This window comes from Bradyrhizobium sp. USDA3516, assembly GCF_057651995.1.
Genome location: NZ_JBYGYN010000001.1, coordinates 711,444 through 728,387, shown reverse-complemented (window position 1 = coordinate 728,387; position 16,944 = coordinate 711,444). Strand labels below are relative to the sequence as shown.

Below are 16,944 nucleotides of genomic sequence, written 5' to 3'. Positions count from 1 at the left end.
GCTTAAGCGGCCTCCTTCAGATGGCGGCGGATTGCTTCGAATCCGGCCTGATAGATGTCTTCTGCGACCATGTGGGTGATGCGGTCCTTGTCTTCCGGCTTCGTCGTGAAACGCGATTCCCAGTGCCAGAAGGTGCGATCGCCGTCGGTGACCGGCAGCAGCCGGACATGGGCGACGTAGTTGAACATCGGGACCGGCGTATCGAGCAGGCAATAGCTGAAGGTCTGCTCGAGATCGGACAGTGCCAGCAGCTGCTCGCGCAGCTCCGAGCCGTCCTTCAGCTTGAACCGCCGGACGCAGCCGATCTTGTCGGCGGATTGCGCGCGTTCGATCGCGGAGGTCGCAACCGCCGGGTGCCAGCGGTCGTGCCCGTTGAAATCGCGCAGCACGTCCCACACCGCGTCCGTCGGTGCGTTCAGGATCGTGCTCTTGACGATATGCGGCACGGTTAGCCTCCGAACACGCGCTTCAGGGCGTCGAAGCCGCCCTGGAATACGCCGCCGCCGATGTTGCTGACGAGCTCGGTCTCCCGTTCCGGCGGGCAGTCGAATTCCGCGGTCCATTCCACGAAGGTCTGGTCGCCGTCGGTGACGGGCGTCAGGCGCAGGGTGGCGACGTAGTTTTCGACGCCCATCGGCGATTCCAGGATCGAATAGGTGCAGAACATGTCGTAATCGGAGAGGCCGAGCAGCTTCTCGCGGATGCGGTCGCCGTTGCGCAGGCGGAAATCCCTGACGCAGCCGATCTTGTCGGAGGGCTCGCCGCCCTCGATCCGGCTTTCGGCGATGGCGGGATGCCAGTTCGGCAGGCCGTTGAAATCGCGCACCCGCGCCCAGACGCGGTCGTTGCGGGCGTTGACGACGGTGGAGACGTAGACGCGGGCCATCGCTTAAGACCTCAGCTCTTCTTCCGCGGCCCGCGCTCGGCGGGCGGCTCGCCGCCTTCGGCCGCAGGCGGAGCGGCCGCGGACTTGTCGCTCCCGCCACCACCTCCGCCGCTCTTGCGCGCGGCCTCCTTGATGCCCTGCATGTCGCGGGCCTCGCGGATCAGGCCCGGCATCCTAGCCAGGCTGCCGCCTTCGACGCCGATATCCGACAGGATGGAGTCAATCAGCGGTGCCTGGACTCGGTAGCGCAGCGCCGAGTCGATCACCTCGTCGGTGGCGCTGCGGCCGCCATTGCCGTTGCCGTGACCGTTGCCGTTGAGGCCGTCGACCTGCAGGATCCGGATGCCCTCGATCTTCTCCATCGGCTTGACGCTCTCGCGCACGATGCCTTCGATGCGGTCGAGCAGCTTTCTGCGGAACAGCGAGTAGCGCGCCTGATCGGTCAGCACGTTCTCGGCCTCGTTCAGCATGCGCTGCGCCTCGGCCTCAACGGCCGCGCGCACACGCTCGGCCTCGGCGGCAATCCGGGTCTCCTCCGCCTGTTTCTCCGCCAGCAGGACCTCCACGGTCTTGCGCCGCTTGGCGATCTCGCTCTCTCGTGCGGTGATGACGCGTTCGGTGGCTTCGGTCGCACGCATCCGGGCTTCCTCGGCAGACGCCTTGGCTGCGGACTCTTCCAGGGATTTCGTGTGGATGGCGATGGCCTTCTCCATCAGCACCGTCTCGACGTCCTTCTCGCGATTGACCTCGAGCTTGCGCAGCTCGCGCTCGCGGCCGATGCGGGCCTCGTCGAGGCCGCGGTCGGAGGCGATGCGGGCACGTTCGACCTCCTCCCGCGCGGCGATCTCGGCCTCCTGGAGCGACTGCACGCGGGCGACCTCGAGCTGCTCGATGGCGCGTCGCCGCTCGATGCGGGCAGCCTCCAGCGCCTGCTCGCGCGAGACGTCGGTGGTCTCGACCTCCTTGCGCGCGACGATCTCGGCCTGCCGGACCTGGCGGTCGGCGTCGATCCGCTCGGACTTCTTGGTCGACAGCGCGATGACGCGGTCCTCGTCCGCGATCTCGACCGCCTTCTTCTGCTCGATGTTGAGCACTTCGCGCTTCTTGGAGGAATTGATACGCTCGGCCTCGAGCGCCAGATCGACATTGATGCGCTGCCGCTCAATAGCGTCGCGCCGCTTCAGCTCGGCGGCTTCCAGGATGCCGGTCCGCTCGATCTCCAGCGCGCGCGTTTCGCGTTCGGCCTGGATGCGCTCGGCCGCGACCGCCTTCTCCTGGGCGATGCGGGCCGCCTCGATCGCCTCGCGCGAGGCGATGTCGGCTTCCTCGACGGCGCGGTTGCGGGCGATCTCCAGCGAGCGCACGCGCTCCTCCTGCGCGATGCGCGAGGCTTCCGTGGTCTCGCGCGCGGTAATGCCGGCGACGTCGAGCGCCTGGTTGCGCTCGATCTCCAGCTGCCGCGTGTTCTGTTCGGCGGCGATGCGCTCGGCAGCGAGCGTCCGCTCCCGCGCGATGCGGGCGGCCTCGACCGCGCGCTGGGCCTCGATCTCGGCCTCCTGGATGGTCCGAACCTGCTGGATCTCCAGCGCGCGGGTGCGCTCGTCGGAGGAGATGCGCTCGACATTGACGATCAACGTCTGGGCGATGCGGGCCTTTTCGGTCGCCTCACGTGCGGCGATCTCGGCCTCGTCGACCGCGCGCGTGCGCTCGATCTCGCGGCGGCGCGTCTCTTCCTCGTTGGCGATGCGGGCGTCGGTGACGACGCGGTCCTGCTGGATCCGGGCCTTCTCGATGGCCTCGCGCGCGGCGATTTCGGCTTCCTCGACCGTCCGCATCCGCTCGATCTCGCGCTGGCGCACTTCGCGTTCGGAGGCGATGCGCGTGGTGTCGATCGAGCGCTGGTTGGCAATCCTTGTCTTCTCGATCTCCTCGCGCGCCAGCAGCTCCTTCTCCTCGATGGTGCGGGTCCGCTCGATCTCCTTCTGGCGGGTCTCGCGCTCGGAGGCGATGCGGGCCTCGGCGATCGCCTGCTCGTTGGCGATGCGGGCGCGCTCGATGGCCTCGCGGGCAGAAATCTGCGCCTGTTCGGCCTCGGTCTCGCGCAGGGCCCGCTCACGCGCGACTTCGGTGCGCTGAAGCGCGCGGCGCATCTCGATGTCGCGTTCCTGCTCCAGGCGGGCGGTCTCGCTCTCGCGCTCGATCTCCAGCGCCTGGCGTTCGGCTTCCAGGTTGCGCGAGCGGATCTTGATCATCGAGTCCTGCTCGATGTCGTTGCGCAGCTTCCGCCTGGCCTCGATGTCCTCCATCAGGCGGGTCAAGCCTTCGGCGTCGAACCGGTTCGAAGGGTTGAAGAATTCGAGGTCTGTCTGGTCGAGATCGGTGATCGCGACCGATTCCAGCTCGAGGCCGTTCTGGGCGAGGGCTTCCGCCGCTTCGGTCTTGACCCGCGCGACGTAGTCGCCGCGCCGTTCGTGCATTTCCTCCATGGTCATCTCGGAGGCGACCGAGCGGATCGCGGAGATGAACTTGCCGGCCAGCAGTGCATGCAGCTGCCCGGGCTCCAGGGTGCGGCGGCCGAGCGTCGCCGCGGCAATCGAGACGGCCTCCCGGGTCGGCTGCACCCGGACGTAGAAGTCGGCCTCGATGTCGACGCGCATGCGGTCGCGGGTGATCACGGCATCCTGCTTCGAGCGCACGATGCCCATCGGCAGCACGTTCATGTTGACAGGCGTGTAGTCGTGGATGAACGGCAGCACGAAGGCGCCGCCATTGATCACCACGCGTTCGCCGAGGAAGCCGGTGCGGACGAACGAGGTCTCCTTGGAGGAGCGGTGATAGAGCCAGTTCACGATATAGACGCCAACCACGATCACGATGATCGCGACGATCAGCCAGAGGATCAATTCACCGACCAACATCCCTGACATCTTTCCCTCCCTCGAATCTCTCAGGCGTTAGCGCGCGCCGATCGCCTTGAATTGCCGCACCTGTTCCGTCAGCGCCCGCTCCACCGGCAGCCGCTCCATCGAGGAGGCGCCGTAGAAGCCGTGGCAATGACGGGTGTTCTTCATGATAAAGTCCGCATCGGCGGGATCGGCGATCGGGCCGCCATGCGCCAGCACCAGGATGTCCGGATTGACGCTGAGCGCGGCGCTGGCCCAGGTGTCGATCTGCGCCGGGCAATCCCCGAGCTTTGGCGCGGTCTGCGCGCCGATCGTGCCGCCGGTGGTCAGGCCCATGTGGCAGACGATGATGTCGGCGCCGGCGATCGCCATCGCCGCGGCTTCCTTTTCGCTGAACACGTAGGGCGTGGTCAGCATGTCCTTGTCGTGCGCCTTGGCGATCATGTCGATCTCGAGCGCGTAGGACATGCCGGTCTCTTCGAGATTGGCGCGGAAGGTGCCGTCGATCAGGCCGACGGTCGGAAAATTCTGGACGCCGGCAAAGCCGAGCGCCTTCAGCTGGTCGAGAAAGACGTCCATGTCGCGGAACGGATCGGTGCCGTTGACGCCCGCCAGCACCGGGGTCTGGCCGACCACGGGGAGCACTTCGTTCGCCATTTCCAGCACGATGGCGTTGGCATCGCCATACGCCATCAGGCCCGCGAGCGAGCCGCGCCCGGCCATGCGGTAGCGGCCGGAATTGTAGATGACGATGAGGTCGACGCCGCCGGCTTCCTCGCATTTGGCCGAGAGCCCGGTGCCGGCGCCGCCGCCGACGATCGGCTCTCCGCGCCTTGCCATGTCGCGAAACCTCTTCAGCAGCGCCGCGCGTTCAAACCTGGCCATCGGTCACCTCGCGAGTCTCCGCCGAACACCAGTGCGCCCGAACAGGGTTTTGAACGCATTGGCGATGGCGGCGGCGAAATCGGGATCGTTGATGTTTTTGGGGATACGAATGAGCTGGCGGTTGCCGGTCTGGCGCACGGTGCGCTCCAGCGTGCGGAACAGCGCGGCGTCGGCATCCGGATCCCAGAACGGCTGGCCGCGCGCGTCGAGCGCGGAGACGCCGCCCTCGGGCAGGAAGAAACGCACCGGGCCGTCCATCTGGTTGAGCCGTTCGCCGATCCAGCGGCCCATGCGCTCGTTCTCTTCCACCGTCGTCCGCATCAACGTCACCTGCGGATTGTGGACGTGGAATTTGCGGCCGCGGTAGCGCTCGGGAATGGTGTCGGGCGCGCCGAAATTGACCATGTCGAGTGCGCCGACCGAGCCGACATAGGGCAGGCGACTGCGGATGATCGCGCCAAAGCGGTCTTCGGTCGCCGGAAACACGCCGCCCATCAAGAGGTCGCAGACCTCAGTCGTGGTGAGGTCGATCACGCCGGCGAGCTGGCCGGACTCGACGAGCTTCTCCATCGAGCGCCCGCCGACGCCGGTGGCGTGGAAGACCAGGCATTCGAAATCCTCGCGTAGGTCGGCCGCGATCTTCTGCACGGCCGGCGTGGTGACGCCGAACATGGTGATGCCGATTGCGGGCAGCCCGCCGGCCTCGCGCGCCGTTGCGGCACGCGTGTCGAGCCGGGCCTTGACCATGCCGGCGAGCGCATGGGCCCCGTTGGCGAGCACCGCGCGGGAGATCGAGTTCAGCCCCTGCACGTCGGTGACCGAATGCATCATCGTGATATCCGCCGGGCCGATATAGGGCCCGACATCGCCTGATGTGACGGAGGAGATGATCAGCTTGGGCACGCCCACTGGGAGCGCGCGCATGCCCGGGGCGACCAGCGAGGCCGCGCCCGAGCCGCCTGCCGAGATCACGCCGGCGACATTGCCCTGGCGCCGTAGCCAGTTGGCAAACGCATCCGCCATTGCGGTGACGGCGGCACCACGATCGGTGCCGAACACGGCGGAGCCGCCGCGGCCGTGGTTCAGGGCGATTTCCTGCGCGGAGACATCGCAGGATGAATGCCTGCCGCTGGTCGAGACGTCGACCAAGCGCGTGCGCAGGCCGCTTTCGGCGATGATGTCGCGGATGTAGCGCAGCTCCTGGCCCTTGGTATCGAGCGTGCCGACGACCAGCACCACCGGCGGGCCCGAAGCCTGCGCCGCCACCGGCTCGCGCTTGCGCCGCGCGGTCTCGTCGAGCCGCGCGACTTGCGTCGAGAGCGTCCGCGCCGCGGCCTCGATGCGCGCGATCGGCACCGGTTGCGACCATCGCGTCGGCAGCGTCGGGTTGGAGATGTAGATGCGCACCGGCCCGTCGCGCCGTGGCGCCGGCGCTGGTTTCGCCTCAGTGCCGGATGCGGCGATTTCGATATCCGGTTCGAGCTCCGCATGAAGCCCGACGCCGAGCAGGCGCTGCTGCAGCTCGCGGTCCGCGGCAAGGCGCGCGGAGTCGATGATGCGGTTGATGCGGCCGTTGACCATGATCGCGACGTTGCGCGAGATCGCGGTGGCGACGCCAATGTTCTGCTCGATGACGAGCACGGACATGTCACCGTCTTCGCCCAGCCGGAGCAGCATCTCCTCGACCTGCGCGACGATGACGGGTGCGAGGCCTTCGGTCGGCTCGTCCATGATGAGCAGATGCGGATTGGTGAGCAGCGCGCGCGAGATCGCCAGCATCTGCTGCTCGCCGCCGGAGAGCTGACCGCCGCCGTGGCCCTTGCGCTCGGCGAGGCGCGGGAATGTGTCGTAGATGCGCTCGACGGTCCATGGGCCCGAACGCAGGCCGCCGGCGAGCTGCAGATGCTCGTCGACGCTGAGCGAGCGCCACAGGCGTCGTCCCTGCGGCACGTAGCCGACGCCGAGCCGGGCGATCTGGGCCGGCGGCCGCCGCGTGACATCTTCGCCGCGGACGCGGATCGAGCCGCCGCTCACGCCGACCAGCCCCATGATCGCCTTGCACAGCGTGGTCTTGCCCATGCCGTTGCGGCCGACGACGGAGAACACGCCGCTATCCAATGTGAGATCGACGCCTTGCAGCGCATGCGAGTGGCCGTAATAGACGTCGAGGCCGCGGACCTCGAGCGCAGGACTGCTGCGGCGGACCTCATTCATGGCCGCCTCCAAGATAGAGCTCCTGCACTTCAGGATCGGACTGGATCTCTTCCGGCACGCCTTCCTTGAAGACGCGGCCGTTGTGCATCATCGTGACGCTCTCGACGACGCGCAGCGCGACGTCCATGTCGTGCTCGATGATGATGTAGCCGATATGGGCTGGCAGGGAGGTCAGGATCTCGATCAGCTCGGCCCGCTCCGTCGGCGACAGGCCCGCGGCCGGCTCGTCGAACAGCACGAAGCGCGGCGCGCCGGCGAGCGCGAGCGCGATCTCGAGCTGGCGCTGCTGGCCGTGGGCGAGCTCGGCCACGCGCTGGTCCTTCACGGCGGACAGATGCACGGCCTGGACCAGGTTGTCGGCCGCATGCATCAAGGCATCGTTCTGTCCCGGACGCAGGAACGAGAAGCGCCCGCGGGAGACGCCGCGGCAGGCGAGATAGACGTTGTCCTGCACGGTGAGGCCGGGAAACAGCGCCGAAATCTGGTAGGTGCGGCGCAGCCCGCGGCGGATGCGCTCATAGGGCGGGAAATGCGTGACGTCCTCGCCGAAGAAGCGGATGGTGCCGGAGGAGGGCGGGAAGTCGCCCGTGATGCAGTTGAACAGCGTGGTCTTGCCGGCACCGTTCGAGCCGAGCACGGCGCGCCGCTCGCCGGGACGCACGGTGATGGTGACGTCGGTCAGCGCTGCCAGCGCACCGAACAAGCGCGTCACGCCGCGCAGCTCGAGCGCTGCGCCGGCACCGACGGCGGAGAGGCGTTGGGCGACGCTATCCATGGCCGCGCCCTCCACTGGCGCCGCTCGCCTCGCGCCGATGACGCTGACGCCAGCGCTGCCACAGGCCGATGACGCCGTCCGAGGACCAGAACACGATGGCGAGGAAGCCGAGCCCGATCAGCAGGCGGAAGCGGTTGCCGTCTAGTCCGAGCCGGACCAGGAAGTCGAGCGCGAAGGTCCGCAGCAGCACGAAGATCAGCGCGCCGATGAAGGGCCCGATCGGGCGGGTAATGCCGCCGACGACGGCGATGATCAGCACGTCGATGCAGGCGCCGACGCTGACAGAGCCCGGCGAGATCTGGCGATAGTTCCAGACCTGGAGCACGCCGGCCAGCGCGGCGACGAAAGAGGCGAAGGCATAGGCCGCGACGCGGTGCGCATTGACGTTGAAGCCGAGCGCCGCCATGCGCCTGGGATTGTCGCGCACACCCTGGAGCGCAAGACCGAACGGGGCGCGCGAGAGATACTCGACCGCACAATAGCAGAACGCGGCAACCGCGAGCACGACATAGTAGAAGGGAATGTCGGCGCGCCAGTTCACGCCCCAGAAGCGCGGCGTGGCCACCGTGTTGATGCCGGTATGACCGTTGAAGATCGCCCAGTTCTGGTTGGTGAAATAGTAGAAGGCGGCGCCGATGGCGAGCGTGATCATGATGGTGTAGATGCCTTCGGTTCGCACCGCGAGCGCGCCGCCGAGCGTGCCGAAGGCGGTGGCCAGCGCCAGTGCCATCGGCACTGCGAGCCACCACGGCCAGCCCAGGCTGATATTGGCGTTGCCGCTGACGCCGAACACCGCGACCATGTAGGCCGAAAAGCCTGCAATGGTGAGCTGCATCAGGCTGACCATGCCGCCATAGCCGGCAAGAAACATCAGGCTCAGCGCCATGGTGCCGAGGATCAGCGTGGTCGCGAAGATCTCGATCAGAAAAAAGCTGCTCGCGATCAGCGGCATGATCAGGAGGATGGCCGCGACGGCCCAGGCGGCGGGGTTGTTGATCTCCGGCCATGTCCGGGCCGGGGGCTGCGCCTTGGTGGCGCGGCCTACGGGAAGGCGGGCATCGTGGGCGAGCGACATCTCAGCGCCTCGCCAACAGGCCTTGCGGCCTAATCGCCAGCACAACCACCATGATCAGGAAGGTCACGACGATGGCGTAGGTCGGGATGTAGACCGAGCCGAGCTGCTCTGCGAGGCCGATGATCAGCGCGCCGAGCGCGGCGCCCGGGATCGAGCCCATGCCGCCCACGATCACGACGACGAGGGACGCCAGCAGGAAACGGATGTCCTCGCCGGGCGACAATGACTGGAAGGTGCCGCCGACGACGCCGGCAATGCCGGCAAGGCCCGCGCCGAAGGCGAACACGCCGACGAAGACGAGCTGGATCCGCACGCCAGTCGCGGCGAGAATGTCGCGATCGTCGACGCCGGCGCGGATGATCATGCCGATCCGGGTGCGGTTGAGCGCGAGCCACATCGCGACGCCAATGACCACGGAGGCGAGGAAGATCACGAGCCTGACAAGCGGATATCTCAGATAGACCGGATCGCCCGAGGATTTGATCGCCGTGACCAGCGGCAGCTCGATGGGACCGATCAGCCAGTTCGGCGTCTGGATCTGGTAGAAGTCACCGCCGCAGGCCCACAGCATGAGATCGGCAAACACGATCGACAGCCCGATCGTCACCATGGTCTGCCTGAGATCCTGGCCCTCCATCCGGCGGAACACGATCACCTGCAGCAGCACGCCGACAAAGGCGGTCAGGACGAAGGCGACGATGAAGCCGAGGATCCAGGAGCCGGACGATGAGCTGATGGCGTAACCGATATAACCGCCGAACAGATAGAGCGAGCCGTGCGCGAGGTTGACGTTGCGCATCAGGCCGAAGATCAGCGTGAAGCCGCTGGCGACCAGGAAGTAGAGCCCTCCGAGCGTGATGCCGTTGAACACCGCGTTGAGGAAGACGCGCTTGCGGCCGATCGCCTCTTCCAGCCCCGGCGGCCAGACCGCGAAGATCAGCCAGAGCGCGACCGCGATCGCGATGATCGTAATCAGCGCCCAGGCCGGATGGCGTTCGACGAAGCGGCTCATGGCTTCACCTCGACTCGGTTGCGGCCGGACAATCGAGTATCGGAGCCGGTTGCTGCGCGGCCCATCCTTCGAGACACCCGCTTTGGCGGGCTCCTCAGGATGAAGGCGGAGCGCGCGGCAACGGTCTCAACGACGGTGATGCCGATCAGCCTCACCCTGAGGAGACCGCGGAGCGGTCGTCTTGAAGGGCGAGGCGCTTGCCCAGGTCGTTCCATGCCATCGCGTGTGACCGCGCTCGTGCATGCGGAAAGAGGCCGCGTTGAAAACGCGGGCTCACCCCAACCCTCGCCCGGCAAGCGGGGCGAGGGGGCATGCGAGCCGTTGCCGGCTGCGAGCCCTGCCATTGACGTGCGTCCTCCCGTCACTCGCGATCCTCTTTCGGGATCGCGTTGCCGGCATCCTAGCCAAGCGGCGAGGGCGACGTTTGATCGTGAGTATCTTTTCGTGGCTTGCGCTCAGGCGCGCAAAACCTTGGCGGCGCGACGATAATCGGTCGGGGCCATCCCGACATTGGCGGCGAAGAAACGGGTGAAACCGCTCTGCGAGGAGAAGCCGAGGTCGAAGCCGATATCGGCGATCGGCACCTCGCTCGCCACCAGCGCTTCGAGCGCCTGTTCCATGATCAGCGTGTTGAGATAGAGGTTCGGCGTGACGCCGGTCTGCACGCGGAACAGCCGGTAGAAGTGCGGTCGCGACAGGCCGGATTCGCGCGCGATGGCGTCGAGCTCGATTTCGGCCCCGGGGCTCTCCGACATCATCTTGATGCACTTGCGCACGCGAAAATCGGTGACGCCGCCTGCGCGCGGATCGCGCGCGATCTCGGCCTGCTGCCAGCTTTCGTCGTAGCAGATGTCGATCAACCGCCTCAGCTCGGAATCGAGACTGGAGAGCGATGGTGCGCCGCACACGAGCGCGGCGGTCCGCCTGATATGCTTGTCGAGTGCGGGCGTGCGCTTGAACTGGGTGCGGCCGAACCGCAACCGGTCGGAGCCGGAGGCATCCGGCGCAAACCATTCGGCGTTGACATAAAGCACGAAGAAGATGGCGCCGCCGTCAAGATCGGTCGGCAGAAAGTTGTGCGGCTCCCAGGGATTGACGGCGACGACCGACGTCTCGGTGAGATCGTAATGCCCGTCGGAGACATCGATGCATGCCGACATGCCGCCGACATGGAAGATCAGGTGACCTTCGCGATGGGCGTGGATATTGAAAGGGCGGTTCAACTGATAAACCGTCGCCCGGCCGAAGCGGCCATGGAAGACGGCGAGCGCACGGCTCATGCCTTCCCCTCCCGAGCATTCTTGTCTTTTCGGCCAGCCTTCAACAACACCGCCCAGATTGCAAGAGCGGAGAGCGACCGCGTCAGCGAGTCGCTCCCCGGTTGCGTTGCCTGACCGTGATGCGTCAGTACTTCTTACATTCCGGCACGGTGCGGCTCGGCAGCCCGATCTTGGCGAACACCGCCGGATCGTAGCCGAGCGTCTGGTTGACGTTCGGGATCACCTTCACGACCTTGCTGAACAGCGCGCCTTTGCCGTCGTCGACGACCTCGGTGACGAAGTTGGTACCGATCGCCTGGCGGTTGGAATCGAGCTTGATCTTGCCGTTCGGTGCGTCGAGCTCGATCTTCGCCAGCGCTTCCTTGTACTTGGCCTGGTTGTTGGAGAGATCGCCGTTGACCTGACGCAATGCGAGGATCAGCGCCATGGTTGAATTATAGTAGTTGGTGGCGAGCAGCGACGGGCTCGGGAAGCGCTTGTTGGGCGGGAAGGCGTCCTGATAGGCCTTCACGAACTTCTGCCAGCCCGGATCCTCCCAAGTGTCGGCCTGTCCGCTCGCCGCGATGGTTCCGATCAGCGCGTTCTTGGCGTTGCCCTTCGACGACAGGATGGTCTGGTCGATCATGATGGAACCGCCCATCAGATGCGCCTTGCCGCCGGCCTGCTGATACTGGTTGAGGAAGTTGACGGCATCGGCGCCGCCAAGCCCGAGATAGATGGCGTCGACGTCGTCGGGCAGGGCAGCGATGACCGAGGCAAAATCTTTCGTTCCCAGCGGCACCCATTGCCTGTTGGTGACCTGTCCCCCGGCGCCGCAGAACTCGAGCACCAGCCCGAACACCTGGGTATAGATGAAGGAATAGTCCTCGCCGACGGTCGCGATCTTCCGATACTTCTTCTCCTCATAGGCGTATTTGCCGAGGCCGATCTGCCACTGCGCGCCGTCCATGTTGTAGCGGAAGAAGTTCGGTGCGGGGTCGACATAGGTCGTTTCCTGCGCACCGGATGCGGCGTTGATGAACGTCAGCCCGGGATGGGACTTGGCAAAATTCTTGACCGCGATGCCTTCGTCGCCGGAGAGCGGCGACAGCAGGATCTGCACCTTGTCCTGCTCGATCAGCTTGCGCACGGCGCGGACGGCCGAATCCGGCGTTGCGTCGGTCGAGGCAACGATGAATTCGAGTTCCTTGTCGCCGACCTTCTTGCCGAGCACGTTGAGCGCGGTCTGATGGCCGCGCATGCCGTCCTCGCCGAGCACGGTGTAGGTGCCCTCGAGCGTTGCGGTTACGCCTACCTTGATCTTTTCCTGGGCGATCGCCGCGCCCGAAAGAAACAGGCTGCTCAACGCGAGCAGTCCGATGCTGCATTTCGACATGTGCTCCTCCCCTATGTCATCGCTTGTTGCCGCGACGAACCGTACGATGCCCGTGGCTTTCGAAGCCCGCGGCTTTGGAGGAAAGCTAACCGAAGTCGGATGCGCTGCACCCGTCGCGACGTCGTTCGGCTTGACTGGCAGTCTCATTTTTGAATGTTGCGGCGCGAGTGATTTTCGCGGTGCAGCAGGACGCGCGCTAGCTGTAATCTTCGGCGAGAAACTGGTTGATCGCGTTGAACGCCTGCAGACGGTTCTTCTCCAGCAGCACCATGTGCGTGCCTTCACCGATCTCGACCCAGCGCCGGTATGGCGCATGCTTCAGCGAAAGGAATAAGTCCTGCGCCGAGGCGATGGGAACGTCCTGGTCCCATTCCGCGTGGACCAGGAGCACGGGCACGCGAATGTCGCCGGCATCATAAAGCCGCTTGCCGGCGGCCCAGTATTCGCGAATGTCCTGGATCGGGCCGTTGACCGCACGCATGATCGGAGGCGTTTGCGAGCTGCCTAACGGGTCGGTTGCGAGCGAAATGTCGGCCCAGCGCTCGAAGCCGCCCGCCGGGATCAAGCTCGATCGTGCCGCTTCCGGCGCAGCCGAAAGCCAGCGCGTCCTGAAGTCCAGCACCGGAACCTTGCGATAGCCGCCGAGGCGCCCGCCTGCATCGATGGGAGCCGGACCCTGCAGTAACCAGAGCGGCGCGACCAGCGCGAGCTTGACGACCTTGTCGTTATTGCCTGCGGTGTAAGCGCCGGCCACTGAGCCGCCCCAGGACATCGCGACCAGATTGAGTCGCGGGATCTTGCGTAGCTTCAGGATGTGCGCGACGGCGCTGGCGAGGTCACGCACGCCAGTTTCGGTGCGCACGAGCGGTTCGGACTGTTCCGGCGGCGCGTCCATCTCCGGCGGGCGGGTCGATTGGCCATAGCCGCGCACGTCGAGCGCGAAGACGTCGTAACCGTGGACGGCGAGATAATCCATGAACGAGACGCCGCCGAGCGGCGTATCGAAAAGGCTTCCCGATGAATAGGTCGCGCCGTGCATCATCAGGATGGTTCGCTCGGCGGAAAAGGTCTCGAGCGCCGCGGGGCGCTTGTTGCGCAAGTGAAGCGAAATTCCGGCCGTGTCGCTCGGAATCATGAGATCCTCGACCACGATCTCGGGCCTGTCGGCGCGCGCGCTGGCGTGCTGGTTCATGATCGTTCTCCGTTCAGACGAATTGCCAGGTGAAGCGTCCTCCGGTCCGGCTGACGCGGCCGGCCGATGATTGGGCGAAATGGGTGGTGAAGATGGTCGAGCCCCGCGCGGCAGCGTCCTCCAGCACGAAGGCGCGCGAGCGCAACGCGGCTTCCGGGAATTCGCAGAAGCAGGAATTGAGCGAAGGCTCATAGACCTGGAGCGGATGGTGCATCACGTCTCCGGCGAACAGCGCCTCCTCGCCGCGCGAGACCAGCCGGATCGAGGCGTGATCGATGCTGTGGCCGGGCGTCGGAATGAACGAGATGCCCTCGATAATCTCGCCCCCGTCCACTGCGATGAGCCTGGCAAGTCCGGCCTCGATCACCGGCCGGACGCTGTCGTCATAGACACGGTCGGCCGGCTTGCGCAGCGCCGGGCCGAGGGACGGGGCCGGGCGGGCCGCTCCGGTCGGCGCTGTGCCCGCCGCGAGGCTCTCGCCATAGGCCTGCTCGATCGCGGAGAAGACGTAGGTCGCATTCGGAAAGGTCGGGACCCAGCGTCCGTCGAGGAGGCGGGTGTTCCAGCCAACGTGATCGGCATGCACGTGGGTGAGCAGCACGTAGTCGACCTGCTCCGGCGTGACACCCGCTGCGGCCAGCCGCGCCAGGAACGGCTCGCTCAACCGGTGAAGCGGCGGAATCTCCGGCCGGTTCTTGTCGTTGCCGGTGGCCGTGTCGATCAGGATCGTGTGGTGCGGCGTCCTGACCAGCCAGCTGTGAATGCTTTGGATGAAGGTGCCGGTCGCAGCGTCGAACGAGCCCGCCTCCAGGCGGTCGCGATGGCGCTCCAGCGCCTGCGACTCGCCGTCCGGATAGAGCGCGTCGAACTTGAATGCGGCAAGCCGCAACTCGTCGATCCGCGTGATGGATGCTTCGCCGACGTGATAGGTCTTGGCCGCGTGAATCATCGAGATGTCCTCCACCGGGCCGCAGCTGGGGGCCTGATTGCCCGCGCTGCGGTGACCGTGAGCTACGAAGCGCGCCAGGCCTTGGGGAGAGTCGCGGGCTCGATAGGTCCCATCGACATTGTCGATATCGGAAAGGACGTTGGCTCGGCTTTTCACGCGGCCGTTTTGGCCCTAACCCTCGTATCGCGGCGTCGGAGCCGCGATACGCCCTAGACGGAGATGGGACCGATGCAGGATGCGGAACACGGGCGCGGTCGGCCGACCGACGACCATGATCTCGCCGAGATCGATCTTGGTCTGTTGCTGGCTCTGGAGGCTCTTCTGCGCGAGCGGAACGTGACGCGCGCGGCCTACCGGCTCAATATCGGGCAGCCTGCGCTGTCGGCGCGGCTGAACCGGCTGCGGCAGATCTTTGCCGATCCGCTGTTCGTACCCGCAGCGAGCGGGCGCGGCGTGGTGCCGACGACGAGAGCGGTGGAGCTGCAGACGGAGCTTGCGGACGTGCTCGGCAAGTTCCGCCGCATGGTGGAGGGACCGGCTGTGTTCGACCCCGCCAAGAGCCAGCGTACCTTCGTCGTTGCCATCCACGAGAATCCGGCCGTGACGCTGGCGCCCGGCCTGGTCGCGCGTTTGACCGCGATGGCTGAGCGGGCGCGCCTCGCCCTCGTTCACCCCGCGCGCGATGTCGTGGATCAGCTCGAAAGGGGAGAGATCGACATCCTTGTGACGGGCGCCGACCGCGCCCATGGCGAGCTGATGCAGCGGCCGCTGTTCGAAGACGGCTTCCTGTCCGCACAGCGCAAAGGTCATCCGCGCGGCAACGGCCCGCTCGATCTCGACAGCTTCTGCGCGCTCGACCATCTCTTGATCTCCGCCGATGGCGGCGGCTTCTCGGGCCTGGTCGACGATGCGCTGGCCGCGCTCGGCCGCTCCCGGCGCGTCGCCGTCTCGATCCAGACCTATGCGCTGGCGCCGGTCATCCTTGCGCACAGTGACTGCATCTGCACGCTTCCGCGGCGCTTCCTGATCCGCTTCGCCCACGAGCTCGATCTCACGCCCCCGCCGCTCGATCTGCCGCCCGCTCGTATCGTTGCGCTGTGGCATCCGCGCAATCAGGAGGACAAGGGCCACGCCTGGCTTCGCGAGTGCCTATACCAGGCGGCTGTGGCTTGATCTCGATGTGTCCTCACGTGCGGACGAGCAGCGCTGTCAGGTTCGTCTCGCCTTCCATCTATTTGGCTCTGTTGGGACATTGATCGCTGGAAATAGCTCAAGGTGGATCTGAGCGAGTGTTCAAGTTTTTCAACTGGTTAGAAGGCGGCCCGAGAACCCAGCTGGGCGATCATCGATGCATCACCCAAACCTGCTCCCGCGCCAACGATTGACAGCGAATTATTACATGTCTAAAAATATGCAAATTCATATAATCCGTGAGATGCGTGAATGGACGTGCATCCGCTCAAGCTCAAGGTCAGGTCGTATGTGGCGGAGACGCCGTTCATACGGAGCCTTGTGTTTGGTGTGGAGGACGGCGTCGTGCCGCAATGGCAGGCAGGCGCGCATCTCCGCGTCGCGCTCCCGAATGGCGGAGACCGGCCGTACTCGCTGATGGCGTTGCCGGGCCTTCCCGAAGATGCGCTGGCGCTCGGTGTCCTGCGCGAGGAGGCTTCGAGCGGCGGCTCGCAGTTCATGCACGCGCTCAAGGTCGGCGACGTCGTGAAGGCGAGCGCGCCGGTCAATAATTTTCGACTGCACGAGGGAGCAGCGCCGGCGCTGCTGTTTGCCGGCGGCATCGGCATTACGCCCGTTCTGTCGATGGCGGCGGAGCTGGCGGCGCGAGGAAGCTTATATCGCCTGCACTATGCCGGGCGCACACAAGGATTGCTGGCGTTCCTGCCGCAATTGCAGGAGATCTGCGCCGGACGGCTGTCCGTCCACTACGACGGCGATGAATCCCGCCTCGACATCGTCGCCGCGCTCGGCGATGCCGCAGCAAACGCTCACGTCTATGTCTGCGGCCCTTCGGGCATGATCGAGGCGGTGAAGGCCGGTGCGGCGGCCGCCGGTGTTTCAGCAGATCGCGTTCATTACGAGCTGTTCAAATCCGAGCAGACGTCGACCCCTGATCGGCCGTTCGAGGTCGAGATCAAGTCGACCGGGCAGGTCGTCGGCGTTGCGGCGGGGCAGACCATCATCGAGGCGCTGGAGGCGGCCGGTCTCGACGTACTCTACGACTGCCGGCGCGGCGATTGCGGCATCTGCCAGTGCGGCGTGATCGCGGGAGTCCCCGATCATCGCGACGTCATCCTCAGCGACGAGGAGAGGGCGTCCAACAGGGTCATGCAGATCTGCGTGTCACGTGCGAAGTCGGAACGTCTGGTGCTGGATCTCTAGGGAG

Annotated in this window: 14 protein-coding genes; 2 read left to right on the top strand and 12 right to left on the bottom strand. The window is 66.0% G+C overall.

The features are described 5' to 3' along the window. Nucleotides 1-2: 2 nt before the first annotated feature. From AC24YW_RS03560 to AC24YW_RS03505, 12 genes are all read right to left on the bottom strand, one after another. Nucleotides 3-446, bottom strand: coding sequence for an SRPBCC family protein (locus AC24YW_RS03560; RefSeq protein WP_487481403.1), 444 nt, complete (start codon nt 444-446; stop codon nt 3-5). A gap of 2 nt (nt 447-448) precedes the next feature. Beyond that, entirely contained in the window at nt 449-886 is a 438-nt protein-coding gene (locus AC24YW_RS03555; RefSeq protein ID WP_487481402.1) for an SRPBCC family protein, read from the bottom strand. A gap of 11 nt (nt 887-897) precedes the next feature. Then, a complete protein-coding gene (locus AC24YW_RS03550; protein WP_487481401.1) occupies nt 898-3,813 on the bottom strand; it encodes a flotillin family protein in 2,916 nt (971 codons plus the stop codon). A 27-nt stretch (nt 3,814-3,840) separates the two neighbouring features. After that, nucleotides 3,841-4,674 carry a phosphoenolpyruvate hydrolase family protein gene (locus AC24YW_RS03545; protein ID WP_487481400.1) on the bottom strand — a complete coding sequence of 278 codons (834 nt, stop codon included), beginning with the start codon at nt 4,672-4,674 and terminating at the stop codon, nt 3,841-3,843. 3 nt (nt 4,675-4,677) lie between these two features. Beyond that, on the bottom strand, nt 4,678-6,888 hold the full coding sequence (locus tag AC24YW_RS03540; protein WP_487481399.1) for a Tm-1-like ATP-binding domain-containing protein: 2,211 nt from the start codon (nt 6,886-6,888) through the stop codon (nt 4,678-4,680). Further along, a complete protein-coding gene (locus AC24YW_RS03535; protein WP_036013359.1) occupies nt 6,881-7,663 on the bottom strand; it encodes an ABC transporter ATP-binding protein in 783 nt (260 codons plus the stop codon). Before AC24YW_RS03535 ends, AC24YW_RS03540 begins: the two co-directional genes overlap by 8 nt. After that, the gene (locus tag AC24YW_RS03530) at nt 7,656-8,738 is read right to left on the bottom strand and encodes a branched-chain amino acid ABC transporter permease (RefSeq protein WP_487481398.1); all 1,083 of its coding nucleotides are present in this window, start codon (nt 8,736-8,738) and stop codon (nt 7,656-7,658) included. Before AC24YW_RS03530 ends, AC24YW_RS03535 begins: the two co-directional genes overlap by 8 nt. Nucleotide 8,739: 1 nt before the next feature. Then, nucleotides 8,740-9,750 carry a branched-chain amino acid ABC transporter permease gene (locus AC24YW_RS03525; protein ID WP_487481397.1) on the bottom strand — a complete coding sequence of 337 codons (1,011 nt, stop codon included), beginning with the start codon at nt 9,748-9,750 and terminating at the stop codon, nt 8,740-8,742. A gap of 455 nt (nt 9,751-10,205) precedes the next feature. Continuing rightward, on the bottom strand, nt 10,206-11,030 hold the full coding sequence (locus tag AC24YW_RS03520; RefSeq protein ID WP_487481396.1) for a helix-turn-helix domain-containing protein: 825 nt from the start codon (nt 11,028-11,030) through the stop codon (nt 10,206-10,208). Nucleotides 11,031-11,154: 124 nt separating this feature from the next. Further along, nucleotides 11,155-12,405: an ABC transporter substrate-binding protein gene (locus AC24YW_RS03515; protein ID WP_487481395.1), complete on the bottom strand. Its 1,251-nt coding sequence runs from the start codon at nt 12,403-12,405 to the stop codon at nt 11,155-11,157. 196 nt (nt 12,406-12,601) lie between these two features. Continuing rightward, nucleotides 12,602-13,597 carry an alpha/beta hydrolase gene (locus tag AC24YW_RS03510; protein WP_487481394.1) on the bottom strand — a complete coding sequence of 332 codons (996 nt, stop codon included), beginning with the start codon at nt 13,595-13,597 and terminating at the stop codon, nt 12,602-12,604. 13 nt (nt 13,598-13,610) lie between these two features. Next, nucleotides 13,611-14,546, bottom strand: a complete 936-nt coding sequence (locus tag AC24YW_RS03505) for an MBL fold metallo-hydrolase (RefSeq protein ID WP_487481393.1) — start codon at nt 14,544-14,546, stop codon at nt 13,611-13,613. Nucleotides 14,547-14,774: 228 nt separating this feature from the next. Between AC24YW_RS03505 and AC24YW_RS03500 the strand changes: the two genes are divergently transcribed. Together AC24YW_RS03500 and AC24YW_RS03495 are read left to right on the top strand one after the other, a co-directional pair. Next, nucleotides 14,775-15,719, top strand: coding sequence for a LysR family transcriptional regulator (locus AC24YW_RS03500; protein WP_487481392.1), 945 nt, complete (start codon nt 14,775-14,777; stop codon nt 15,717-15,719). A gap of 270 nt (nt 15,720-15,989) precedes the next feature. Then, nucleotides 15,990-16,940, top strand: a complete 951-nt coding sequence (locus AC24YW_RS03495) for a PDR/VanB family oxidoreductase (protein WP_487481391.1) — start codon at nt 15,990-15,992, stop codon at nt 16,938-16,940. Nucleotides 16,941-16,944 lie beyond the last annotated feature (4 nt).